General features: G+C 40.9%; 34 protein-coding genes and 1 tRNA gene. 6 read left to right on the top strand and 29 right to left on the bottom strand.

What is annotated here, in order from left to right:
* Positions 1 to 20: 20 nt before the first annotated feature.
* The 3 genes from ACU37H_RS02445 to ACU37H_RS02455 are packed head-to-tail and all read right to left on the bottom strand — an operon-like array spanning position 21 to position 2,287.
* A complete protein-coding gene (locus tag ACU37H_RS02445) occupies positions 21 to 1,313 on the bottom strand; it encodes a PBSX family phage terminase large subunit (protein ID WP_472702773.1) in 1,293 nt (430 codons plus the stop codon).
* A 3-nt stretch (positions 1,314 to 1,316) separates the two neighbouring features.
* Positions 1,317 to 1,838, bottom strand: coding sequence for a terminase small subunit (locus ACU37H_RS02450; protein ID WP_472702774.1), 522 nt, complete (start codon positions 1,836 to 1,838; stop codon positions 1,317 to 1,319).
* Positions 1,838 to 2,287 (bottom strand): hypothetical protein, encoded by a 450-nt coding sequence (locus tag ACU37H_RS02455; protein WP_472702775.1) that lies wholly within the window; start codon positions 2,285 to 2,287, stop codon positions 1,838 to 1,840. The genes ACU37H_RS02450 and ACU37H_RS02455 overlap by 1 nt, the downstream gene beginning before the upstream one ends.
* A gap of 122 nt (positions 2,288 to 2,409) precedes the next feature.
* Between ACU37H_RS02455 and ACU37H_RS02460 the strand changes: the two genes are divergently transcribed.
* Both ACU37H_RS02460 and ACU37H_RS02465 read left to right on the top strand, forming a co-directional pair.
* Entirely contained in the window at positions 2,410 to 2,814 is a 405-nt protein-coding gene (locus ACU37H_RS02460; protein WP_472703332.1) for a hypothetical protein, read from the top strand.
* A complete protein-coding gene (locus tag ACU37H_RS02465; protein ID WP_472702776.1) occupies positions 2,742 to 3,107 on the top strand; it encodes a helix-turn-helix domain-containing protein in 366 nt (121 codons plus the stop codon). Before ACU37H_RS02460 ends, ACU37H_RS02465 begins: the two co-directional genes overlap by 73 nt.
* On the opposite strand, the gene ACU37H_RS02470 is transcribed toward ACU37H_RS02465, so the two are convergent.
* From ACU37H_RS02470 to ACU37H_RS02505, 8 genes are all read right to left on the bottom strand, one after another.
* Positions 3,040 to 3,327 carry a hypothetical protein gene (locus ACU37H_RS02470; RefSeq protein ID WP_472703333.1) on the bottom strand — a complete coding sequence of 96 codons (288 nt, stop codon included), beginning with the start codon at positions 3,325 to 3,327 and terminating at the stop codon, positions 3,040 to 3,042. The two genes, ACU37H_RS02465 and ACU37H_RS02470, sit on opposite strands and share 68 nt — an antisense overlap.
* A 230-nt stretch (positions 3,328 to 3,557) precedes the next feature.
* On the bottom strand, positions 3,558 to 3,806 hold the full coding sequence (locus tag ACU37H_RS02475) for a hypothetical protein (protein WP_472702777.1): 249 nt from the start codon (positions 3,804 to 3,806) through the stop codon (positions 3,558 to 3,560).
* Positions 3,803 to 4,105 carry a hypothetical protein gene (locus ACU37H_RS02480; RefSeq protein ID WP_472702778.1) on the bottom strand — a complete coding sequence of 101 codons (303 nt, stop codon included), beginning with the start codon at positions 4,103 to 4,105 and terminating at the stop codon, positions 3,803 to 3,805. Before ACU37H_RS02480 ends, ACU37H_RS02475 begins: the two co-directional genes overlap by 4 nt.
* The gene (locus ACU37H_RS02485) at positions 4,102 to 4,563 is read right to left on the bottom strand and encodes a hypothetical protein (RefSeq protein WP_472702779.1); all 462 of its coding nucleotides are present in this window, start codon (positions 4,561 to 4,563) and stop codon (positions 4,102 to 4,104) included. The genes ACU37H_RS02480 and ACU37H_RS02485 overlap by 4 nt, the downstream gene beginning before the upstream one ends.
* Positions 4,560 to 4,811: a FaeA/PapI family transcriptional regulator gene (locus ACU37H_RS02490; RefSeq protein WP_472702780.1), complete on the bottom strand. Its 252-nt coding sequence runs from the start codon at positions 4,809 to 4,811 to the stop codon at positions 4,560 to 4,562. The genes ACU37H_RS02485 and ACU37H_RS02490 overlap by 4 nt, the downstream gene beginning before the upstream one ends.
* Positions 4,804 to 5,106 carry a hypothetical protein gene (locus ACU37H_RS02495; protein WP_472702781.1) on the bottom strand — a complete coding sequence of 101 codons (303 nt, stop codon included), beginning with the start codon at positions 5,104 to 5,106 and terminating at the stop codon, positions 4,804 to 4,806. The genes ACU37H_RS02490 and ACU37H_RS02495 overlap by 8 nt, the downstream gene beginning before the upstream one ends.
* A 1-nt stretch (position 5,107) precedes the next feature.
* Positions 5,108 to 5,509 carry a hypothetical protein gene (locus tag ACU37H_RS02500; protein WP_472702782.1) on the bottom strand — a complete coding sequence of 134 codons (402 nt, stop codon included), beginning with the start codon at positions 5,507 to 5,509 and terminating at the stop codon, positions 5,108 to 5,110.
* 437 nt (positions 5,510 to 5,946) lie between these two features.
* The gene (locus tag ACU37H_RS02505; RefSeq protein WP_472702783.1) at positions 5,947 to 6,627 is read right to left on the bottom strand and encodes a nucleoside triphosphate pyrophosphohydrolase family protein; all 681 of its coding nucleotides are present in this window, start codon (positions 6,625 to 6,627) and stop codon (positions 5,947 to 5,949) included.
* A 104-nt stretch (positions 6,628 to 6,731) separates the two neighbouring features.
* On the opposite strand from ACU37H_RS02505, the gene ACU37H_RS02510 reads away from it, so the two are divergent.
* On the top strand, positions 6,732 to 6,977 hold the full coding sequence (locus ACU37H_RS02510) for a helix-turn-helix domain-containing protein (protein ID WP_472702784.1): 246 nt from the start codon (positions 6,732 to 6,734) through the stop codon (positions 6,975 to 6,977).
* On the opposite strand, the gene ACU37H_RS02515 is transcribed toward ACU37H_RS02510, so the two are convergent.
* The 18 genes from ACU37H_RS02515 to ACU37H_RS02600 all read right to left on the bottom strand — a co-directional run bounded on the left by ACU37H_RS02515 (position 6,978) and on the right by ACU37H_RS02600 (position 18,491).
* Positions 6,978 to 7,241: a hypothetical protein gene (locus ACU37H_RS02515; protein ID WP_472702785.1), complete on the bottom strand. Its 264-nt coding sequence runs from the start codon at positions 7,239 to 7,241 to the stop codon at positions 6,978 to 6,980. It lies immediately after the preceding gene.
* Positions 7,242 to 7,250: 9 nt separating this feature from the next.
* A complete protein-coding gene (locus ACU37H_RS02520) occupies positions 7,251 to 7,481 on the bottom strand; it encodes a hypothetical protein (RefSeq protein WP_472702786.1) in 231 nt (76 codons plus the stop codon).
* 475 nt (positions 7,482 to 7,956) lie between these two features.
* On the bottom strand, positions 7,957 to 10,470 hold the full coding sequence (locus ACU37H_RS02525) for a bifunctional DNA primase/polymerase (RefSeq protein ID WP_472702787.1): 2,514 nt from the start codon (positions 10,468 to 10,470) through the stop codon (positions 7,957 to 7,959).
* Entirely contained in the window at positions 10,470 to 10,682 is a 213-nt protein-coding gene (locus tag ACU37H_RS02530; protein WP_472702788.1) for a hypothetical protein, read from the bottom strand. The genes ACU37H_RS02525 and ACU37H_RS02530 overlap by 1 nt, the downstream gene beginning before the upstream one ends.
* 17 nt (positions 10,683 to 10,699) lie before the next feature.
* Positions 10,700 to 10,939, bottom strand: coding sequence for a VRR-NUC domain-containing protein (locus tag ACU37H_RS02535; protein WP_472702789.1), 240 nt, complete (start codon positions 10,937 to 10,939; stop codon positions 10,700 to 10,702).
* A gap of 66 nt (positions 10,940 to 11,005) precedes the next feature.
* Positions 11,006 to 11,362 carry a hypothetical protein gene (locus ACU37H_RS02540; protein WP_472702790.1) on the bottom strand — a complete coding sequence of 119 codons (357 nt, stop codon included), beginning with the start codon at positions 11,360 to 11,362 and terminating at the stop codon, positions 11,006 to 11,008.
* Positions 11,359 to 12,615 (bottom strand): DEAD/DEAH box helicase, encoded by a 1,257-nt coding sequence (locus ACU37H_RS02545; RefSeq protein ID WP_472702791.1) that lies wholly within the window; start codon positions 12,613 to 12,615, stop codon positions 11,359 to 11,361. The genes ACU37H_RS02540 and ACU37H_RS02545 overlap by 4 nt, the downstream gene beginning before the upstream one ends.
* A gap of 46 nt (positions 12,616 to 12,661) precedes the next feature.
* On the bottom strand, positions 12,662 to 13,258 hold the full coding sequence (locus tag ACU37H_RS02550; protein WP_472702792.1) for a hypothetical protein: 597 nt from the start codon (positions 13,256 to 13,258) through the stop codon (positions 12,662 to 12,664).
* Between the two features lie 3 nt (positions 13,259 to 13,261).
* A complete protein-coding gene (locus ACU37H_RS02555; protein WP_472702793.1) occupies positions 13,262 to 14,188 on the bottom strand; it encodes a PD-(D/E)XK nuclease family protein in 927 nt (308 codons plus the stop codon).
* Between the two features lie 10 nt (positions 14,189 to 14,198).
* Positions 14,199 to 14,387, bottom strand: coding sequence for a hypothetical protein (locus ACU37H_RS02560; protein WP_494407581.1), 189 nt, complete (start codon positions 14,385 to 14,387; stop codon positions 14,199 to 14,201).
* Positions 14,384 to 14,794, bottom strand: coding sequence for a hypothetical protein (locus ACU37H_RS02565; protein WP_472702794.1), 411 nt, complete (start codon positions 14,792 to 14,794; stop codon positions 14,384 to 14,386). The genes ACU37H_RS02560 and ACU37H_RS02565 overlap by 4 nt, the downstream gene beginning before the upstream one ends.
* Before the next feature lie 10 nt (positions 14,795 to 14,804).
* Positions 14,805 to 15,086 carry an XkdD/Y8K6 family phage-associated protein gene (locus ACU37H_RS02570; RefSeq protein ID WP_472702795.1) on the bottom strand — a complete coding sequence of 94 codons (282 nt, stop codon included), beginning with the start codon at positions 15,084 to 15,086 and terminating at the stop codon, positions 14,805 to 14,807.
* Between the two features lie 163 nt (positions 15,087 to 15,249).
* Positions 15,250 to 15,318, bottom strand: a tRNA-OTHER gene (locus tag ACU37H_RS02575).
* Positions 15,319 to 15,429: 111 nt separating this feature from the next.
* Positions 15,430 to 15,705, bottom strand: coding sequence for a hypothetical protein (locus ACU37H_RS02580; protein ID WP_472702796.1), 276 nt, complete (start codon positions 15,703 to 15,705; stop codon positions 15,430 to 15,432).
* 4 nt (positions 15,706 to 15,709) lie between these two features.
* The gene (locus tag ACU37H_RS02585) at positions 15,710 to 16,780 is read right to left on the bottom strand and encodes a DUF7666 domain-containing protein (protein ID WP_472702797.1); all 1,071 of its coding nucleotides are present in this window, start codon (positions 16,778 to 16,780) and stop codon (positions 15,710 to 15,712) included.
* Between the two features lie 27 nt (positions 16,781 to 16,807).
* Positions 16,808 to 17,185 carry a hypothetical protein gene (locus ACU37H_RS02590; protein WP_472702798.1) on the bottom strand — a complete coding sequence of 126 codons (378 nt, stop codon included), beginning with the start codon at positions 17,183 to 17,185 and terminating at the stop codon, positions 16,808 to 16,810.
* A gap of 200 nt (positions 17,186 to 17,385) precedes the next feature.
* Positions 17,386 to 17,709, bottom strand: a complete 324-nt coding sequence (locus tag ACU37H_RS02595; protein ID WP_472702799.1) for a helix-turn-helix transcriptional regulator — start codon at positions 17,707 to 17,709, stop codon at positions 17,386 to 17,388.
* Positions 17,710 to 18,269: 560 nt separating this feature from the next.
* A complete protein-coding gene (locus ACU37H_RS02600; RefSeq protein WP_472702800.1) occupies positions 18,270 to 18,491 on the bottom strand; it encodes a hypothetical protein in 222 nt (73 codons plus the stop codon).
* Positions 18,492 to 18,660: 169 nt separating this feature from the next.
* On the opposite strand from ACU37H_RS02600, the gene ACU37H_RS02605 reads away from it, so the two are divergent.
* The 3 genes from ACU37H_RS02605 to ACU37H_RS02615 all read left to right on the top strand — a co-directional run bounded on the left by ACU37H_RS02605 (position 18,661) and on the right by ACU37H_RS02615 (position 20,291).
* Positions 18,661 to 19,044, top strand: a complete 384-nt coding sequence (locus tag ACU37H_RS02605; protein WP_472702801.1) for a hypothetical protein — start codon at positions 18,661 to 18,663, stop codon at positions 19,042 to 19,044.
* A 158-nt stretch (positions 19,045 to 19,202) separates the two neighbouring features.
* Positions 19,203 to 19,721, top strand: a complete 519-nt coding sequence (locus tag ACU37H_RS02610) for a hypothetical protein (protein WP_472702802.1) — start codon at positions 19,203 to 19,205, stop codon at positions 19,719 to 19,721.
* Positions 19,722 to 19,847: 126 nt separating this feature from the next.
* On the top strand, positions 19,848 to 20,291 hold the full coding sequence (locus ACU37H_RS02615; RefSeq protein WP_472702803.1) for a hypothetical protein: 444 nt from the start codon (positions 19,848 to 19,850) through the stop codon (positions 20,289 to 20,291).
* Positions 20,292 to 20,293: the final 2 nt, after the last annotated feature.

The raw sequence follows: 20,293 nt of genomic DNA on the forward strand, positions 1-20,293 counted from the left end.
TTTTTTACTTTTCAAATATACTAAAACCCTCCTGCAAACACTTTGGAGAGGTCTTGCGTTTTGATGCCTATTTTTTTTACGACATACCTTAATGGGTCAATCGCATGGTTCCAGGCATCCACCGGCACACCAGCCTTTTTGTCGCTCCATTGGTAATTTCGCAGCTCCTTTTTCACATTAACACTTTCGGAGGTAACAATGATTTCGTACTGCTGAAGTTGTGAAATACCAGCGGTAACACTCCCTGCACCTTTTTCGCACTCTTCGATATTAAGTCCTTTCTTTTTAAGATCGGCTATTAACCTTGGTTCCGCTGCATCTGCTATTATTTTATCATTAGGCCGCTTTAATCGGCTTCTATTCATTAGATACAACCCATCTGTACTAAGCTGGCCCCGTTCGTAGTATTCCTCATGTACATAAACCTTCATTCGCTTATTGTCAACCGCTACACGTATCAACGTATCAGGATCAAGACTAAACCCGTAGTCCTGCCCGTAAGCGTAAGGCAATGAATTATCGAACTCTCCTTCCCTCCAGTTGGTGAGTATAGCCCCCTCTGGCGTATCTGTCCACCTGCCTATTACTTTGGTCGCGTATTTGGTTAATTGAAACTTTGCTTTATCAAAAACGCCGTTAACCGTTACCTCTTTAATGCTCTTTTCTTTGATCTCATTAATAACCTGCAGGAATTGATCTGAAAGGTTGTCGATATTATCTAAGTAGGTCGTGTGAATGTGTAATACATCTGGATGAGTGCTGATCTGAACATCTACTCCGTCGATTGTTACGATCTTATGAGTGTTCTCAATGTATTTTTTATAAATGAAGTGTTCCGCGTGGGTCGGGTTAAGTAGCAGCATTACCCGTAATTGCATATTCTTTTGCCTGATGGACAATACAAGTTTCTCGTAATCGTCCTCACTTTCCCACTCCTCCATCTCATCACCCACGAAAGTAGTAAGACCCTGTATTGACTTTAGATTGGCTGTCTGGTTACCTGATGATGTTTTTATGCCTCGAAAGAGGATTTTGGAATCAGATACGCAGTTTAGTATCTCATTGTTGGTAATTGTGAAGTATTTACCAAACCCCTCTAAATCGATCTTCTCTTTAAATTCAGGAATGATAGAAATACCGGCTGCAGTCATTGTGTACCTGCTGAATAATATTTTATGTCCCTGCTCGAATGATAGCCTGGAAATAAAAACAGATCCGTTAAAAGACTTGCCAGACCCTCTCCCCCCTGTAAGTAGGATAATAAATTTCTTTGTAGTGTATAGTGGAATGTATGGCGGCTGAACGGTGATCATTCATTATTTAGTTGCCTCTTTTACCCATTTATCAATCGGTACTGACCCTTTAATAGTCATTTCGCCTTGAGTTGGCGCATCTAACCCTAACATCTTAGCAGCCCTCTCCATGGCTTGAATCTTATTATAAACCTTCACTTTCTTCGTGGTTCCTAAAACCATACCGCTATCAGGTTCAACGACATCAAATGTTTCCAATGACGCAATAGCTGCCGCTTCATCGTCTCCTATGTCGTGAATGTTCTTTAACCCACCATCCACAGTATACATCTTTCTAATATCCAGGAAAGCCAACCTTTCAAGCTCCTTGAGTATACGATCTTTGGTAATATTGTGCTTATCGGCTAGGTCTTTTTTTATATTTTGGAGGAAATTTTGAATTTCAGGTTTATTAAGGTTTTCGTGCCCTATTGATCCAGCAGTCCTTTCACTATATCCCGCACGAATAGCAGCCTGAGTAGCATTAAAGTCTATCAGGTACTCTTCGCAAAATCTTTGCTGTTTTTCTGTTAATTCATTAGCCATCACATATCAAATAACGTCGTCTGACAAGACTGGTATCCCAGGATATTAAAGGTCTCATCAACGACTTTTCTTAAATCGGAATCTTTGAAGCTCAAATGAACCCTTACCGCCTTAAATGCTTCTGAGAAGTTTGGAGGTTGCATTCCTAACGCTTCACTCATTTTCTTCGTAAATCCATCAGTGAAGGCAAAGTCTTTCACATCTTCCCGGTAGGCGTCAGGATAAATCAATTTGAAGCCCAATCCAATAAATAACCAACGATCCTCCAGCCTTATTTCCGTGTATTTAGCCTCAAACCTTTCTTTTAAAGTGCTGATACTATCGATACTATTAGCCGGCTTTCGCTTCGCTATTTTCCCCATTACGTCGGCATATTGCACCGGCGCCACACGCTGCATAAGCCGTAGACTATTGGTTAAATCGCTTCTTCTTAATGCTCCGTAGCTCAAAGTTTAAAGTTTGATACAAATATAATAAATACTCTTCAATATATTTTTCATATTTTATAGACTATTTTTTATAATTACTTTTGACTATTGGTGAGGATCGATCAAGCGGTTACTTTTGTGTCTTGTTGCCGGACGTTTACGATACAAAAGACCTTGTGCCGTTCTTAGGGATTAGCAAGGCGGAGTTTGAGCAGAAACCGACCAAGGAGTTAGCAATGCTGTTCATGCGCGCCGGGTTCGTCCACGACACAGAAAAAAAGCAAAAAGACATAGCACTTCCCCTTTATTATGTCGGGATGCAGATGGCGTTGAAGTGCAACATGGAAGTACATAAATGGGCAACGCTGTTCGCCCGGGTATTGATCATCCTGAGAAAAAATAAAAACTATCAAACTGAACTCCAGGTGTTGGACGAGGTCATCCCTCGGTACGACTACCTGGCTAAATACCATAAATGGGAGGACAGAAGAAAAAAGGTACTGCAGTTAATCAGCAAAAGATCTGGACTAAAAGGATCTTTGAGCTAATAGCAGAGTACAATTTATTAACAGGAACAACCGCCAAGGACGCCTTCGAGCTCCTCGGTATTGGGTATTCCGCATACGGGCAGTTAAAGGCCGGATCTCGGTCTTTTACGGTCGAACAAGTCATAGCGGCTTCAAAAAACTTCGGAGTAAGCGCGGATTGGATCCTCGGTTTAAAGGAGGATCGGAGCGCAGTCAGCGCCCCTTACTCCCCGGAATTTGAAAGGTTTATGCGCCTACGTTCAACAAGTGCCTCGCCCAATCTTCCTGACTCGGAAGAGGCAAGCTCTGGTTAGCGGCACGTAGAAGCTTGAATTTCTCTTTTTGGCGCTTGTACCACGGTAAACCTTCAACATCGTTGTATTCTCGTTCAAATTCAATTTCCGAGAAATATGCTTTTTCACCGCTTTTCGGATGAGGCACACTTAGCTCGATCCAATTTTTCTTATAGTCTGTTACGACCCACCCGTAAGCATCGAATGACGGTATATACAGAAGTTTTGAAATATATTTCATCTTATTATTTTGAGTTTTATGGGGTCCAACCTCGGTACACCTTCTCTATATAATATAATGATTTTCTTCGAATTAACCAAATTTATAACAAAAAAACTTTATAAGTTATTTTCAAGGGTTATCTTCTTTTATTCAAGCCCTGACGCTACCTACCCGCAATTTTTGGAACCTCTCCCGGTTTTTTTGGATAATTTTCGGCCAACCCCCACCGCTTAACCAAATGAAGGCGGTTAATTATTTCCGGCTACCATCTTAACTCCGATAAACTCGACCCAACCGTATGTCTCGATCCCAAACGTTGGCACGTAACCATATGCCGCACAAGCGCTTTTTATTACCTCTTTATTTTCGATCCTGACGGGAAACCCATCATTTTTTACGCATTCGTCGCCCCGATCCATTCGGGCCAGTAATCGACCGAATTCTACGCCGTGCGTGAAGCTATGTGATTGGTCGGTGAAGGGAATTAGTAAGTTCATTTTATTTCGATTGGATTGTTAAGAAACTCCTGCTTCTGTGCTTCCAAATCTGCACCCGTCCTCCATGTAGCGTTTATGCAAGCGAAGTCGATTACTTCATCGGCGACGGCTTCCAGGATCGGGGCGAGGGGTTGACACCTTTTATTGAGTAAGTGATCTATAAATCGCCACTTGTCGTAGTCGCCAGCACTTGACTCACCACTATCTATCCTGTCTTGAAGTCTTTTTAATTCCCTTGCCAACCACTTCTTGCTGACAACCAGCGCATCCGATGGGTTTATCTTAACAGGCTTACTCATACTTCCAAATTTTTAGGGTCGGTGATTGATGATTTTTTAATGTTGATCTGTCCCCATTCGCCAAACTCCTGCTCTGCATTCTCCGCCGCTTTTTCCAGAGCCTTGTTTGCTCTCTGCAATGCAAACTCGTTGGCGCGGGAGTTGAGATATGCTACAATTCTAAAAACCGCCGTACCATCATTTGCATATGGATGTGGCATATTTTTGTTAATGTCGTCCACCGTAAAGCACTGCTCGCCGCCTTCCAGCTTCGCCTTTTCTTCTGCTTGCTTCGCCGCGTGGTAGGCTTCCGCGTACTCCTGCATTGCGGCAAGAACGAATTCGGAAGTTTCTGGCGCATCCTCTACTGATTTTAGCCACGTTTTATACGGATATTTTTCAGTGATCGCTTTATATTGCTTGTCCAGAATCATCTTTGCGTCCACATCTTTTACTTTTTGCAATAATTCGTTATTCATTGGTTTTGTTTTTGAAGCTCATAAAATGAGTTTGAAAGCCGCATAGGTGCTGCTTTAGAATGGATGCCGGATTTGATCCAAATGGTGCCTCTGGTGTATGTCCTAATTAACCCTTTTTTACTAAGTTTACCCATGATGGCTCCAACCTGCCTGTTGCTTAAACCGAATCTATCCGCTATTGAATGAGTTACCGCTCCATTCCATTCCCTTGTTTTTAAATATTCTATTATTTCGTCTTGCTTACTCATTGATCTCAATTTGTGAGTTAAGAAATTCCTGTTTTGCTTCTTCTATATAGTTTACTCTTTCTGACTTTGGGATCATACCTACCACACACACCGTTTTCACAGATTCCATAAACGCCACCTCACACACCTTTGATAAGGGGGTGGAGATTTCAACTATTTTGTCGATAAGCTCAAATCGACCTTGATCATTGGCCAGTTCAAATTTTAAATGCAGCTCCTTTAATGTATTTTTCACAGCCTCCAGCCAATCAAGATCAACCACAATAGAGCGCTGAATATTTATTTGCTTGCTCATTTTACTTCTGTTTAAGTTTGAAAATTCCAGCTGCAACAAGTTCTTCGACCGACCAATGTAGGTATGGCAGGGCGTAGCCGCGAGAGCGTAGAAAATCCACACACACCCATGTGACCCAATTGTGCTTTACCTTAACTATTAATTGATCTCTAATTTCTCTAAAGTCATCTCTTGTTACTGGCAGTTCCCAATCCATATATTTTGCCACCTCAATAGCATCTTCGTCCGTTATTTGGGATAAGGGTGTTACCTCAAGATAATTATGTTTACTTTTTCCGTGTACAATATCGCCCGTAACCTGTGAGTATACTTTACCCATAATAGGATGTTGGCAGACAGATACCATTTGTCCCCAATACAAGGCAAATATTCTTTCTCTAATTTCTGGTGTTATCTCTTTCATTTTAATAGTGATTAAGTGATTTATATTTAATAACCAGAGGAATGAATAAAAGCCAAAGAGTTGTTTTTAATTGTGTTTCTTGATGCACTTTTTTGCCATTTTTACCGTCGGTACTTTTGTACACCTCCACTATCTGTTGAGTTATTCGTATCATATCATTTCTTTTTAAATAAAATAATTGGATTGCGGTACACTTGTTCTTCGGCGGCTTGCCAGGCTTGCAAATCTTTTTCAAAACATTCATACGCTGTTGGCGATGCACCGTATTCGGTTAACTAAGTCAAACTTCCCTCCAAGTGCTTTTATTATGTAATCTGGTGTCTGTAATAAATCGTTCGTCTTCATATCTCATATTTTATAAACGTCCCGCCAGTTGTAACCGTGGCGATCTTTAATAGTGTGATAGGCGACTTGTAAAGCGTGACGCAGTGATATAGTCACCATTTTTTACCTCCCTGCTTGATCCTGTTCTCAATCTTATGATCCGCCCGGTTAGCATTATAATCTAACTTTTCAACTATCGCGCCTCCTAAGTCATAACCCCATCGTCCGGCATAATCGCAAATTCGAATAACCGCGTCCGCAAGCTCCACTTCAGCCATAAGTCTGTGAGGTAGCTTATCATCCATTAAGCCCTTTCTTTCTCCCTCCATTGCTTCAGATATTTCGGAGTGAACAAGGCAAAGCATTTCGCCTTTATTACGGTCTAATAATTCACCTGTTTCAATATCGGTGTGCCATCCAGCCTTTGTTGAGGCTCCGAAACAGATTTCGACTAAAGCATTTACGGCTTGTGTCATATCCCCAACTTTGAACGGATTTTCCCTCGGCTGTGCGTCAGGTTGTTCAATGGTTGTATTCAGCTTAATAAATTCTTCGGCTGGGATGACGTCATAGCCGTAAAATCCGAGAGAAGCTGTCCCGCAAAGCCCATATTCCAATGAATAACAGGCTCTATCTCCTAAACTATCCCATCCATCGTTCTCATACATCTTCTGACCCCCTGTCCACCACTCTCTATCGGCAATCCTCAACACCTGCTGAGCTAGCTCCCTTGTAGGGCAATGAACGACCGTATTGTTTGATTCACGGCCAGGACCGTAGTTTAATTGTTTCATGTGGTTGACTTTATCTATTGATAAATAGTAGCTTTTAGGCTACAAATATACACTACTTTTTAATACAATGTAGCTTTTGAGCTACTTTTATTTATCTTTGTATTATGATTGATATTTTAGCGCCAGAAATGGGTGAATTGAAAGAACAAATACCGACGAATATTAAAAAAGCGAGAGGCGTTGCTAAACTTAGCCAGCAGGGGTTGGCTGATAAGTTAGGCGTAACCCGGGAAGTGATAGCTAAGATTGAAAGAACTAAAAAACCGCAAAACATCACAGTGGACACCCTCGAAAAAATAGCCGACGCCTGCGGGGTGTCTGTCTTCGACCTGGTGAAGCCGAAGGGTTAATCAGGTAACCTTTTTTGCATTCAAACTTTCTATCCTGCTGATCATGTCAACACACCTTTTAGCACCCTCGTAATCTTCTGTGTCTACGTAATACTTCATTGTTAATTGGAGCATTGCGATTGTTATATTTGAACTATTCTCTAACATTTCCAAACATTCCTTTTTCACTTTTTGCGAATCCTTTTGAACTTCTTTGCACATCCAGAAGTAAATAACTATAACCGCCATTTGTAGTATCGCAAGAGAAACAAGCATGTTTTCCATTTTAATCAATTAATAATTTTCGACAGCCATGTTTTTCATTTTTACCTGATAAACAGACTTTTCGTCCAACAGGATATTAATATCAACTTCACCCCTTAACATCGCCTTCCTTAATGGGAGTGATGAACCAGTGGATTTAAGAAATGTCATCAGAATGGATAGAACACTATCTCCGCCGGTAACAGTAAACATCCTTTCCTTTACAATCTCCCCCCTGTATATCATTTGTGCTGTGTACATGATTTCCATTTTTTTAAATTCTTTGCCCAAAATCTTATAGCCCCTATTCGTAAAGAGTAATGGTCAATAAAAGACAGAATAATCCGATTAACCCGTGGTCTCTTTTCCGGATGATCCATCATGTAATTATATAGCTTAGCAACTCGCTTAATCTGAGCTTCGGTTGCTTGTTTCTTGTATGGTTTTATGTGTCTTAACATGTCTGAATCAATTTGGAATCGATTGAATCAATCTGAATCGATTTTAAAAAAATCGATTCGTTATAAATACTATCTAAATCAATCTCTTATAAAAGACGGAATCAATGAATCGATTTTTTGAGAAAAAATTTTTTCCGCCGCGAAAAAAAATATTTGTGAGAGTAAAAGAGTATAGAGGCAAAAAATCGATGTAATCAATTCGGAGAACCCAACCAGTTGATTTTCAACACTAACTTTGTAATCCATTTTTATATTTTTTGATTCCAAGCCCATTTTTAATTGATCCCAACCTCCATTTTTACAAAAAGCTGCCTACTTGCGTCGATATTTTTGTCGTCAACAATGGTCCGTCCGAAATATTTTGCCGATGTCCTTAGGGCTTTGGAGAACTTTTTTGAAGAATAAATCTTGCTGTCTAAATCAAACTCCATTAAAAATTGCTCTCTCATGTCCTTAAAATTTTTGAAAGTCGTGCACCCGTTGTCCTTGTAATGCTCGAACCATTCCGCGAATTCTTCGCCAAACTGCATGCGAATTTTTTTGTACTTGTAGGTTTCGCTTTCTTGGATATCGACGATCCCGTTTTTTAGATAATACCGGATGCAGAAAAACATAAAGTTGTAAAACCGGTTCCATTCGTCTTTATCCCAGTCGTTAAAAAGAAGGTGCCCGAATTCGTCCTGCGGAGTGTGCCCCGGATGAAAGTATCCTGAGAATTCGATTACTTTAATGCGTCGCTTTGTGTGGTTCCCTTCGTCATTGACTGCATAGTTCGTAGTGACAATCACCTTTGGACTGTCCTCAAAAGGGATAAAAAGCTCATCCTGGTTCTTTTTCTCAATGGTGGCTCCTTCGGTGATCAAGTTGTAGAGCGAATGGAAATCAAAGTTTTTTACCACATCTTGTATAATCATTGCCCGGGTGTTGAGCTTTAGCCGCTGGTAAGCAAAATTTTTCTTACCGGGGCTGAATGTTTTTCCGTCCACCGTGACCACCGGCATCATATGATCAAAGGCTTTTGTAAAAATCCCCTTCCCTGTTCCTCCTCCTTTGCTCTCATCTTCCGTTTCCTCACCTAATATTAAGGCGTATGGCCGAGCCGGGTCTTTAAACCGGTGTAAAGTGTAGCCGATCAAAGAAATTGCCTGTAATAGGCGATTCTGTTCGCCTCCGGCTATTTTCTCAACGAATGTTGCGAACTCGCAATCATCCGCGCTATTTTGGTCCACATCTATATTAAAGTCAAGTAGCTCTGATTTCCATATCACTTTGTGTATACTCCCGTGACTCTTTAGTGTGATATCGTCCGCAGTAATTTTAACTATTCCGTTTTTAAATGGAATGTAAGCTGTGTCTTTATCGTCTTTGAGGAAGTCTATGTCAATGGGTTGCAAATACTCCATAATGGAGTCAGAAAACATTTTATCGTTTCTGTAGATCAGCTCTAAAAGCATTTCCTCGGTGTACTGCACGCCTTCAATATGGGCATCCTTTATGTATTCCTCAACCATTTTTTTAATCCGCTCAGTTGAAGTTTCTTCAAGTATTCCGTCTTCAGAGCGCACAATCTTGAAAATAGGACTAGCTTTATCGTAGAAAAACAACCCGATACCCTGGCGGTTCATAAACTCAACAAAACGTGTAAATACTAATGACAGCTTTTCTTTCTCTGTGTCCCATGACCAAAAGGATTCCTCACTCTCCTGCCGGTTTACGGTCTCAATTGCGGCTTTGGCATCCTCGGGTAAAATGCTGTGGGTAATTGATACCTGGTTGATTAAGGCGTCATCTTTAAAGCCTTTTTCCTGCATTTTTACAATGTATGACCTGACGTCCCGGCTCACTTTCTTAAAGGGCTCACCGAACCCGGCATCAAGCAATTTTTTAGCGGCCACCTTCCAGTCATTACCGCACTCCAACATAGCGTACACAGCAGCCGGCTTATATCCTTTATTTGGCTCAAACTCTGACGAGGTCGTGAACACGCTAAACAGGTTCATATCTTTATTGTAATCACCTGAGCTTTTGGAGGTAGTCTCACCAGGGCGAAGCATTACAGTTTTTGCGCCTTGCTGCTTTACAATCCTCCACCCGTGTTGGGTAAGTAGCCCTACCACATCGCCGCGATCATTGTAATCGCTGAAAGGAGACTTTTGAAAAGGTTTCTTTTCAGTATATTCATGGTGCTTATATTCTTCGATCACTTTATTGAAAGACCGGGCTATTTCAAGAATTAACCGACGTTCCTCGGTTGAAATTTCAGGCAGGTTCATTAAGTCACCCTGAGTGATTTTATAACCGGTTGTGGGGGGCGCAATCACATACCCGCTTTGTCCTCGGGTCTCAATCAATACCTTTACTTTTTCGTGTGGGTTTTTCTCGCGCTCTTCCTCGGTAGTGAATCGCTGAGCCAGTTTTTTATTACCTTCAATTTGCTCGCAACGATAGTAAAGGTGATAGCCGCCTGACTTTGTTTTCGCTATAACAAGCCTTTGAGCCAGGTCTGAGTTTGCGTCGGTAATTTCTTGTATAAAATCCTCGAATAATGAACCGGTTAAATCATACTTAGTATCTACGTCTATTACTTCCAGGTTGCCAGACAACTTTCCACAAAGAATTGCAATTCCGTCTGTCTTTGGATGATCGAACATTTCTTTTAGTTCGTGGTCATTCGCGTAATCCTGTTCGTACTTTTTCCAAAGGGTTACGGCCCTTTTATTTGAATCGGTAGCGATAACACTAATTCCGGCCCCGATATACTTTTTCGCTATTTCAATTCTTTTGCTCATTACAGATCGTTAAATTCTTTATCCAATTGACTTAATTTTTTCTTTAGCTCTTTTTTTACTACATCTGCAATCTTACCCCGAAGGGTTTTCTGCAGGTCAACATCTAATTGTGATAAAGACTTGTCGTCGATCTCATCGCGGCTCATAACCGATTCGATGAGATTCTTCAGCCGGATAATATCCTGAGCTTTGTAATACTTTTCGATCTGCATAATATTTTACCTCCTTTTTATATTTTATCTAAAACCAAAACTTCAAACCCTTGCGTTCTTAATTGCTTGTGCCGGTGCTCCTGCAATGGCGTAGGTCTTTTACCTGGCTGCTTTACTTCGATAAAAATGGTCCTTCCATCTTTCAGGCACATTAAATCCGGTATGCCGTTAAAATTGCTCTGAATGATCTTAACCACTAGCCAGCCAGCCTTTTCGTAGGACTTAATTATTTTCGCCTGTATTTGTGATTCCAACATAACACCAGTTTATTTCACAACTATTATCGCAAATGCCGCATTCGCCGGCGCATTTAATTTCTTCTTTCATATGAATTCCTTCAACGTTTTCAAATCAGCCAACCTATTAAACACATAGGTTTCATCTCTCCAATATTTTTTAACCAGCTCGAATGATTTAGTGATAAAATCTTTTTTTATTTTGCTGCACTTAAACACGATGGTATCAGGCAGGCTTATTTTGTCGTAGTACTCTTTCAGATCCTTTGCTGCCTCAAACTTTGATTTGTAGGGGTAGAGGTAGAAGTACTCCACATCATCGCTTACTGAAGCAATAACCGGTTCCCGGACCACCTCTTTCACTATATGCACTACTTCCATCTTAGGCGGCTCAACCGGCGGGGGTTGGTCCAGTAATGATTGCAAACTTTTAATCGAACTCACGCCACTACTTTATTTTCTGTTAAACCAAAATCTTTACGAAACCATTTAAGAGAATAATCCATTTTGCCAAGTACTCGTTCATAAACTTTATGTTCAATACCATCTTTTGAGAATATCCAATAAAGCAGTGCTGGCTTTGTTCGATCTTTAGACTGCATGCGGTCTTTCCCCTGCAAGTACGATAGCGCGCTAAAATCAATATTCATCATAATTAGCGCATCAGCGGTGCTTAGGTTAACTCCTTCGCGTCCGGATTGTATTTGTGAAATGAATACCAGGTTATCCGATGCGTTGAATACTTCCGGACTTTCGGTAATACTGCTACCAAACGCGCGGCGCAACATTTCGCCTTCTGCCTGAAACTTGTAAAAGATTGCTATCTTTTTCCCTTTGAAGTATTGCTTTATGAATGAGGCTTTACTGATGTCGAATATGATCGATGACCCATCCTCACACTTAACTGTTCCGCTGTAAATCTGGTGCAGCTTATTTTGCAGTTTAACCTCGGTATCAGCTATCACTTCCTCGCCTTGCTTTCCGATAAATACACGATCTTTTAATAATTTATCTGCTAACCAGTAAGTCTTTTTATCCATCTCTAATAACAATACTTCTTCTGCAATCTCCTGGTTGAATCCGGCTTGCTTCTGTGTATAAGTCAAAAACAGGTGCTTGATCGCGCTCTTTACTTTCTCTTCATTAGCGTGGCTGTAATCATTTGTCTCCCGGTTAAAGAAGTAACGCTTTTTTAAATACACGTAGTCTTTTGCCCAGGCATAGAAGTTTTTATACTCTATAAATGGTGAATGATTACTAACTGATAACTGGTGATAAATTTGGCTGTAAGATTCAGGCGTAAATGTTCCTGACAGCATTATAACCGGCTTATCCTTGCAAATCTTTTTTAACTGAGTTGTGCGTAAAGAAGGTTTAGGAAACGCTCCGTTCGTGTGTGACTCATCAATGATGATCAGATCAAAGTTTATATCATCAACATACTTATGCAACTGCTCATAGTTAGTTACAGTCAACATTTCTATCAGGTTCGACTTTTCATTATCCGCCTCAATACTGCTTATTGCTTTCTTCTTGGTAACGAACAATACCATTTTTGCGCCGTATAGGTTGGCTGCTTTCATGGCAGTTAAAGATTTGCCAGTGCGGGTTTCCATCGACAAACACGCTATCATGTGCTTTTGTAGTAACTCGCACGCCTTAATAGCTAAATCTTCCTGGTAGTCTCTTAGTTGCATAAGGTAAAAAGTAAGCGGGGCTGGAACCCCGCTAGGTTATAAAATATTAAAAAGGCGCCTCGTCACTTTCTTCTGCATCACCAGCATGCGCCGGCTCTGCTTTTTTAATCTTTGGTAAGATTTCGGTGTTTACCATGTTTTCGAGGAACTCCATCATTTCGCCGTCATCCCAAACCATTTGTCCCTTTACTTTAACTTGCTTCATTGGTGGCAAACCTTTTGGGTCATCCTTAGTGTAGAAGTGCTTTAGAGCGGCGCCATCCTGGCTGATGAATAAGGTAACGCGTTTCTTATCGCCGTCCATTTTCATGTAAGGAATAAGGGTTACTTTTTGCGTTAGGTCAGCGTTTGGCAATGCCTTCAAAAAAGATGAAGAATAACCGCTTGAGTAATTCATTTGTAGCAAGAAAGCCTCGCCAGCGTCTTCAATTTTGATGTTCCACTTTTTACCGTACTGTTCGTGTGTGGTCACTTTAATGTCGGTGATCATTCCGGAAACTTTGTCAAATATTTCCTCATGGATAATACGACCTTCTTTTGTGGTACGTTGTACACTTGAGCTAGTTTGCTCTTTTACTCGCCTTGTGATTTTGCCGTCACCAATTGACAGAAATACAGCATTGTTGTTTGTTTCGAGTCCCATTTTTTAAATTTTTATTGAATTGATATTGATTACTTCCTTTTCTGTAGCCCACTTAATATATGACCCGCATGATCCACAATTGATAGTAGCGAAGTGAGGCCCCTTACCATCGGCAACAACTACATCGTCAACCACCCCACACTTTTTACAAATAAGCGCAGCGGGCTGTGCTTTTTCCGTAGGAGATTTTAAGGAAAGCGAATAGGTTAGTTGTTTAGGCTTCATGGATCCATTTTCAATATTCCATAGGTGCTTAGTGGCTTGGAATGCTTTGAGATCGTCAGTCGTGTCGATCTTGGTTAACAGTTGACAACCGGGGCCTTGCAGGTCCTTTGTTGTCCTCGTTTTTGCGTTCAGCCAAAGAATACCGACCTTATCAATTTTTATATTTAGCTCCGTCTCGGCCATCTTTTTATAAGCAGCTACCTGAAGCCAATAAGATTGATAAATAGCGTTGGATGTTTTTATGTCAATCAACCATATTTCACCATTAATCTCTATGATCCTATCGATTGTTCCAGCAAATCCGAGAGCATCAGACACAATGTTTTGTTCACTATAGATAATGCTAAAGCCTACTTGGTCCCTGAATTCAGCGTATCTGGATAGCATCGTCCATTCTGACAATTTATATCCGATATTACCGTTGTTATCCAGCAGGCTAATCTCTAGGCCTTGGTCGTACATTTCGGTTAGCTCATGCACCACAGAGCCGCGACGCCCGGCTTCGTCTCTTATTTCGTCACTATCCTGCCCATTCTTTTTAAGCCACTCATAATATTGTGCTCCTTTCGGATACGCCTCCAATATAGTTGTGACAGATGGCAGGAAGTTTCCGGCAGGGCTGTAATAGAACCTGCTGTCCAGGAAGGTGATTTGCTTACCATCGATTCGGTAATTCTTATTGTTGTGTTTTATTATTGCTTCCATGATTACTTAATTAATACTGCCTACTTAACGGCTTACTATTTACGAACCTGGTTACTTTGATTCGCCACCTGTCGCTTACATCTTTTTTCACTTCTTTGTCCTCACAGTCTCTTAGGAACGATGCGACTTTTGGCCGTGCGGATTCTAAACTTTCGTTGTCGTTCACCTTTTCGATGATTGCTTTTATTTCGGTTGTCATGGGGTTATGAGTATTTCTATTTCTTTAATATTATTCTCTAGTGATTCTAATTGCTTTTTGAGTTTTTCGATTTCATCCCTTTTCTTCTTCACATACTCACCATACTCATGGTTCTTGCAATCTTTCTCACTGGTGAAATATCTTCTGTCGTTATGCCAGTAGTATTGCTCATTGTCTTCATCCTCATCAAGCATCTGCACATATTCAAAATAGTTGGCATTATCATGCTGCGATACGATAAGCCTGCAATTAGCATGGTCTTTACATTCTAGGCACTCCACTTCATATAAAGTATTTTTTTCGTATTGACGAAGTCCAACGACTTTATATTTGAATACGCCTCTAAATGGAACGTATTTATATAGAATGTCTCCAATAGATAGATTTATAATTTCTTCCTTTCGCATACTTATATTTTTAAATGGTTGTTGCGCGGGTGATGAGATCTTCATAGTTCATGCACATATTACCAACTGTTTCGACATACTCTGATGGAGTGGGCATCTGTTTCAGGATTTCAACACAGTGCGATAAGGCTTCGAGCAACGCAGGCGCGTGCGCTATAAGTTGGGCGTTGGCTTTATCTTCTTCCTTATTCCCGCCGGATATGTGCACCAATTTAGATCCAGCATACACAGCGGAACATATTTGTGACCTATTGTATCGCTCCCACGTTCCTTTGGTTCCTTTGAACTCCATAATTATTTTTTTAAAGTGCCGGTATAACGCTACCGGCGGTCGCCCGTTAGATTATGCTCTCTGGACTTTATGGGTAAGCCCTGATATCCGTAAGCATTTCGGCTGATCTTCAACTCAACTACAACCTGAGATCAGTTTTTCTTTTCGTTGTAGCCTTGCTATGCTTCCGAGGCTGGATTCGAACCAGCGACCAGCATTTCTGCTGCGCTCTAGCCAACTGAGCTACTCGGGAACCAAACAATTAATAAAGAACTACGGCTGTTGACAGGTCAGCTCCTGATTATGATGTACAACAGATATACCGTCACGATAGCGCAACACGCGTATATTATACAACCCCATCTCATTTTGTAACAATTAACACTACGAAAGCAATAAAGAATATGATCAAAGCAAACCATTCTAAAGCCGACATCGGTTTTGGCTTATAGCCTTCGTCTAATAAAGAGTACAAGTAAATAAGGTTGTGATTCTTTGTAATGATCTCATTAGTTATGTCGTTCGTCTCTTTCTCGAATTGGTAGCTACAGCCTCCTTCGTAGTCATGAAGCTTTCGCGCAAGTTCCATTTTTTCTGATTTCTCTTTGCTGATTTGCAGCAGGATTTCGTTGCGTGTCATGGGATTAAATTTTAATTCCAGTAATTGAAAAAAATATTTCTGCGTCAAAGTTTTCCAGGGTGGTGAAGTGCGCTTTATTCTCATCAGATAGATTGTGCCAGAAATTTGACCATGCCTCCTTAATGGGAATGGTTTTCAAATACCCTTCTTGTAACTCATACTTTGGATTTGCTTTTCTTTCATCTTCGCTCATCATTGACCACGGTATCCATAGTGTAGTTTCAATTCTATACATCAACTCGCACGCAGGATGATCCTCCCATTGCCTGACAGTCATGGACGACGGCTTGTCAAATAACATTAGCACAGGGTTGGAATCTGTACAAAATGCGCCGCTATTCCTGTAGCCGCTGTTACTGTCGCCGCTGTTCCTGTCGCCGCTGTTCCAGTTGCCGCTGTTCCAGTTGCCGCTGTTCCAGTCGCCGCTGTTACAGTCGCCGCTGTTCCTGTAGCCGCTGTTCCTGTCGCCGCTATTCCTGTAGCCGCTGTTCCAGTTGCCGCTGTTCCAGTTGCCGCTGTTCCAGTTGCCGCTGTTCCAGTTGCCGCTGTTCCTGTCGCCGCTGTTACAGTCGCCGCTATTCCAGTTGCCGCTGTTCCTGTAGCCGCTGTTCCTGTAGCCGCTGTTCCTGTCGCCGCTATTCCTGTAGCCGCTGTTCCAGTTGCCGCTGTTCCAGTTGCCGCTGTTCCAGTTGCCGCTGTTCCAGTTGCCGCTGTTCCTGTCGCCGCTGTTCCTGTAGCCGCTGTTCCAGTTGCCGCTGTTAGAATGTCCCGTATTACTGTGTCCCGTATTGACAATCCTCAGCACCTCATCCCAGGGTATTTCTCTGATGAATTTGATCTCGCTGCACACACTTTTGTCGTCACCATGTTTGACGATGCCCGACGCTTCAATTTCGAAAACCCTGTTCTCGGTGTTGAAATTATAGTAGGTAAAGCAGTGTTGCGGCTGCTGGCAAAAATGGAACCCTTCGTCGCAAAGCTCAACATCTCCGTTGTGCGTAAATGTTTTATTGAGTTCGTATTGATACCCTCGACATTGCATCTCAGGGTCGGTGACTTTGAATCCTTTGGTCATGATCGGTTATTTGGTGGTTAATAATTATTACGCCGCTATTTCAGGTTTAAGAATGGATTTTAAACTCTCGAAAGCAGCAGTCAGGTTTGGTAACTTGGCCCTGGCTAATCTCTTCCGGCGCTCGACGGCTTCAACCTCATGATCAATGAAGTGAAAGACAGAGTCAAAATTGTTGTGTGGCCCCCGAATGTCGAATGACTCATACTCCGCTTGCTGGCTGTCTTCGTTGCCTTCATAATCCTTTACAAATCCGTCGTTCTTTAAGAACTCGTAGTACTCATCTTTCGGAAACTGCAGCACTTCGTCAGATCCTTTTATGTAGACCTCGATCATGCGGCCGTTGATGATGGCTTCTTCGATCTGAGTATTTTCCACCACTGATTTCATTAATTGATAATTATTCATGGCTTTAAGATTTTGTTGTTAAGCTGATTTTTTATTAAAGGTTCTTTTGGAAAAAAAATTATTCCAATCTGACTGCTTTACATACCAGTCCCTCCCGATTTTCGTCGCAGTCAATCGACCATTTTGTATTTCACTCCATATGACCTTCTTTGGAATATTAGTGTCTGAGTGTATATCTCGTATGGTGATCATTTTTGCCATTATGCTGCCGGTTTTAACTCTTTGTAGTGAATGAATGTGTTGAATGAAATAACCTTCGCTGCTTTAACAGGAGCTGGTTCTGTCGGTGTCTTTCTGATCAGCCAAAAGTTAAGCTTGTAATACTTGCTTGAAAGATCTATTTGGCTCACCGCATTGAACTTTCTTCGAATTTTAGACAAGTGATTATTTACAGTATTCTCACTCAACTTTAAGTAGTAACTTATTTGTCTCGCCGTCATAGCACCCTCAATATGCATTTCAACAATCTCTTTTTCCCGTCTCGTTAAACCAGGATCGTCGTTCAATTTTGAATTCTTCTTCATTTGGTAATATTTAATGGTTAATGGTTTTTTAAGAAGGGGCTTTTTGAAGTGAAGCCCTAAAACACTATTTTTGAATCGCCAAAAACAAAAATTATGTTAACCCGATTTGCCATTGGGGATGTTGTTAAGCATAAAGCACATCCTGAACAAGAACTCACCATTCACGCTTTCACTAATAAAGGAGACGCGTCTACTATTGATGACTTAGCGACAAGCGCATTTCCTATACCCGGAGCCGATGACACGGAAACTTGGAAAAATCTACGATTCGTTATATGCACCTACTTCTATAAGGAGAAGGGCTTTTTTAATAAGGTCTTGCTGAGTATTAATGAGCTCGAATACGTTCGATCTTAATTTTTCACACGCCTTTTTAAAATCTTCTTTCACCAACCCCTCCCCGGTTTGCTCTAGTAAATCTGCCTGATCTATCATTCCCTTTATGGCGTGGTTTATAAAAACTTATTTGTTCTTGTATTTTTTTTCATTGCCTGATATTTTAATTTGTTCTTTTTAAAAGGGAGGGAGTAAGACTAAACCCTCCGTTTCCTTTTCATGACCTAGTCCCAAATATTAGTGTAACCGAATTCTAAAAATGCCTCCTCGATTATATCAGCATCACGGTTGTTGGATATCACCTCTCCCCTCATGCGCGCATAGAAGGCTGGAGAGCTAAATGGAATGCGACTTTGAATTAATTCCCTCAGAGGCTTCATGTCAATGTTTTTAACAGCGCCCCAGCCTTTTTTAAATCCTCCGCGTACTTTAGTTGATGTGGTCATTTCTTACTATTTTTTAATAAATGCTTTATATTTATCTTTGATTCGCAATTGTATTGTAATGATACAGACATCTTATCTGTATTTCCAAATATTTTACAGATAATTTATCTATTATTTTAGCAACAATGTTGCATTTTTATAAGAGTTTAGTGTAAATCAATTAGTTATAATGTATACCAAGCGTGACGTTAAAGTGATGGATATGCTGTTGCGTATTTTGGCATCTGCGCCTCCAGAGCATTATATTGACGTTCCTGAACTTCACAATCAGGTAAAGGGCGAGGCTACAATTGAGGAGGTAAGGCATTATGTTGCCGAGTTGAAGAAATACTCACCCTGCGTCGTTGATACTTATAAGGGCTTTAGTGAAGATCTAATACCGACTAGCTACACTGCGGCGTTTATAAAGGAGGGAGGTTTCATGCGCTTACGTAAAATGCAGTGGCGCAAATGGTTTTACGGAATTTTGCCCGATTGGGCCGCAGTACTCATAAGCTTGGTTGCTTTAGGGGTATCAATACTTTCATACCTCAATTCAACCGGAAAGTTATAATTGATATTATTAAAGCTATGATAGATATGCAGAGTGGGCCGAGCCAACAGATACGCTCTTTTGGTGTCTTCTCAGACCATACTTCTTTTAGGGACTGAAGTAATTCCTTCATGTAATATAAATTTTAAACAAAAATACAGAAAACTTATCTGTACAACATGAATAGTTTCAAGGATAGATTACTGCAATTTATTGACACTCTACCTGGGGGGCAAGCGGCATTTGAAGATAAAGCCAACCTGTCGAACGGGGCGGTAAACAATGTGCGACGTGGAATGAGAGAAGAAACGATTCAAAAAATAGTGAATGCATTCCCCCAGTTAAACAAAGTTTGGCTCCTTACAGGTGAGGGAGAAATGCTGAAGCAAGCCCAAAAAGTCGAAAAGGGGTCTTCCTCTAGTATCGACCTTTTGATACAGTCCATTACACAAGCTATTGAAAGCAATAAAATGCTAGCTGAAAGCAACCGTATTTTAGCTGAAACAAATAGGGAACAATGGCTTGCGCTTAGTTCCGGTGGATTCGGCAAAGCTTCTTCACACGATCAGAAGAAAGAAACAAATATTTACGACGCGGCTCGCGGTGAAGAGTTTCAGCTCTCGGGCAATAGTGCACCTCCTTCAGATGATCAACAGAAGCGAGAGAAAAAGGGCAAAAAGTCACATGCGGACAGTTGAGGCAGATTGATTTTGTGTTGGGGCTCGTAGTGCTCATTACTTACTTAATACTTTGGTTGAATAATACTGGAACGAATATAAAACAAAATTAGAAATACTAAAACAATTAGCAAATATTTTAATTAAATGAAATCATTATTACTATTCCTTTTACTACCGACGCTTTGCTATTCTCAGGCAAAGCCAAACAAAAACGATAATATAATTATTATAACAGGGAAACACGACATTAATAGCTTTGCAAGGTTCCTTGTATTGAATAACTATGAAATAGACAAGAAAGATGAAGAGTTGGGCTATTTGACAACCCCACACATAAAGGTGAAAAAAAGAACCTCATCTACGTTTAGAATTAAAGCAGTTTTTACTGATCAAACAATTGAGCTTGTCGGGCTTGTGCAAATAAGCACCTTCGATAAGTCGCAAAAGAATGCTAAAAAATTCGTCGAAGAGTTAGCAAGAGTTACCGTTCTTCCTTCTTTTAATAAGGACGCATTTGAGCAAATACTGGCAGTTGCGGCCAAATATGCCAAAGAGCATGGGGCGGAAGTAAAAACTGAAAACCGATAATT

This window comes from Niabella sp. ZPM-14 (assembly GCF_055693045.2).

What these genes read in the sequence shown, in the direction of transcription:
- ACU37H_RS02445 (WP_472702773.1), bottom strand. Translation starts at nt 1,313, where the DNA reads ATGATCACCGTTCAGCCGCCATACATTCCACTATACACTACAAAGAAA.
- ACU37H_RS02450 (WP_472702774.1), bottom strand. Translation starts at nt 1,838, where the DNA reads ATGGCTAATGAATTAACAGAAAAACAGCAAAGATTTTGCGAAGAGTAC.
- ACU37H_RS02465 (WP_472702776.1), top strand. Translation starts at nt 2,742, where the DNA reads ATGGGAGGACAGAAGAAAAAAGGTACTGCAGTTAATCAGCAAAAGATC.
- ACU37H_RS02470 (WP_472703333.1), bottom strand. Translation starts at nt 3,327, where the DNA reads ATGAAATATATTTCAAAACTTCTGTATATACCGTCATTCGATGCTTAC.
- ACU37H_RS02475 (WP_472702777.1), bottom strand. Translation starts at nt 3,806, where the DNA reads ATGAACTTACTAATTCCCTTCACCGACCAATCACATAGCTTCACGCAC.
- ACU37H_RS02480 (WP_472702778.1), bottom strand. Translation starts at nt 4,105, where the DNA reads ATGAGTAAGCCTGTTAAGATAAACCCATCGGATGCGCTGGTTGTCAGC.
- ACU37H_RS02485 (WP_472702779.1), bottom strand. Translation starts at nt 4,563, where the DNA reads ATGAATAACGAATTATTGCAAAAAGTAAAAGATGTGGACGCAAAGATG.
- ACU37H_RS02490 (WP_472702780.1), bottom strand. Translation starts at nt 4,811, where the DNA reads ATGAGTAAGCAAGACGAAATAATAGAATATTTAAAAACAAGGGAATGG.
- ACU37H_RS02495 (WP_472702781.1), bottom strand. Translation starts at nt 5,106, where the DNA reads ATGAGCAAGCAAATAAATATTCAGCGCTCTATTGTGGTTGATCTTGAT.
- ACU37H_RS02500 (WP_472702782.1), bottom strand. Translation starts at nt 5,509, where the DNA reads ATGAAAGAGATAACACCAGAAATTAGAGAAAGAATATTTGCCTTGTAT.
- ACU37H_RS02505 (WP_472702783.1), bottom strand. Translation starts at nt 6,627, where the DNA reads ATGAAACAATTAAACTACGGTCCTGGCCGTGAATCAAACAATACGGTC.
- ACU37H_RS02510 (WP_472702784.1), top strand. Translation starts at nt 6,732, where the DNA reads ATGATTGATATTTTAGCGCCAGAAATGGGTGAATTGAAAGAACAAATA.
- ACU37H_RS02515 (WP_472702785.1), bottom strand. Translation starts at nt 7,241, where the DNA reads ATGGAAAACATGCTTGTTTCTCTTGCGATACTACAAATGGCGGTTATA.
- ACU37H_RS02520 (WP_472702786.1), bottom strand. Translation starts at nt 7,481, where the DNA reads ATGTACACAGCACAAATGATATACAGGGGGGAGATTGTAAAGGAAAGG.
- ACU37H_RS02525 (WP_472702787.1), bottom strand. Translation starts at nt 10,470, where the DNA reads ATGAGCAAAAGAATTGAAATAGCGAAAAAGTATATCGGGGCCGGAATT.
- ACU37H_RS02530 (WP_472702788.1), bottom strand. Translation starts at nt 10,682, where the DNA reads ATGCAGATCGAAAAGTATTACAAAGCTCAGGATATTATCCGGCTGAAG.
- ACU37H_RS02535 (WP_472702789.1), bottom strand. Translation starts at nt 10,939, where the DNA reads ATGTTGGAATCACAAATACAGGCGAAAATAATTAAGTCCTACGAAAAG.
- ACU37H_RS02545 (WP_472702791.1), bottom strand. Translation starts at nt 12,615, where the DNA reads ATGCAACTAAGAGACTACCAGGAAGATTTAGCTATTAAGGCGTGCGAG.
- ACU37H_RS02550 (WP_472702792.1), bottom strand. Translation starts at nt 13,258, where the DNA reads ATGGGACTCGAAACAAACAACAATGCTGTATTTCTGTCAATTGGTGAC.
- ACU37H_RS02555 (WP_472702793.1), bottom strand. Translation starts at nt 14,188, where the DNA reads ATGGAAGCAATAATAAAACACAACAATAAGAATTACCGAATCGATGGT.
- ACU37H_RS02560 (WP_494407581.1), bottom strand. Translation starts at nt 14,387, where the DNA reads ATGACAACCGAAATAAAAGCAATCATCGAAAAGGTGAACGACAACGAA.
- ACU37H_RS02565 (WP_472702794.1), bottom strand. Translation starts at nt 14,794, where the DNA reads ATGCGAAAGGAAGAAATTATAAATCTATCTATTGGAGACATTCTATAT.
- ACU37H_RS02570 (WP_472702795.1), bottom strand. Translation starts at nt 15,086, where the DNA reads ATGGAGTTCAAAGGAACCAAAGGAACGTGGGAGCGATACAATAGGTCA.
- ACU37H_RS02580 (WP_472702796.1), bottom strand. Translation starts at nt 15,705, where the DNA reads ATGACACGCAACGAAATCCTGCTGCAAATCAGCAAAGAGAAATCAGAA.
- ACU37H_RS02585 (WP_472702797.1), bottom strand. Translation starts at nt 16,780, where the DNA reads ATGACCAAAGGATTCAAAGTCACCGACCCTGAGATGCAATGTCGAGGG.
- ACU37H_RS02590 (WP_472702798.1), bottom strand. Translation starts at nt 17,185, where the DNA reads ATGAATAATTATCAATTAATGAAATCAGTGGTGGAAAATACTCAGATC.
- ACU37H_RS02595 (WP_472702799.1), bottom strand. Translation starts at nt 17,709, where the DNA reads ATGAAGAAGAATTCAAAATTGAACGACGATCCTGGTTTAACGAGACGG.
- ACU37H_RS02600 (WP_472702800.1), bottom strand. Translation starts at nt 18,491, where the DNA reads ATGACCACATCAACTAAAGTACGCGGAGGATTTAAAAAAGGCTGGGGC.
- ACU37H_RS02605 (WP_472702801.1), top strand. Translation starts at nt 18,661, where the DNA reads ATGTATACCAAGCGTGACGTTAAAGTGATGGATATGCTGTTGCGTATT.
- ACU37H_RS02610 (WP_472702802.1), top strand. Translation starts at nt 19,203, where the DNA reads ATGAATAGTTTCAAGGATAGATTACTGCAATTTATTGACACTCTACCT.
- ACU37H_RS02615 (WP_472702803.1), top strand. Translation starts at nt 19,848, where the DNA reads ATGAAATCATTATTACTATTCCTTTTACTACCGACGCTTTGCTATTCT.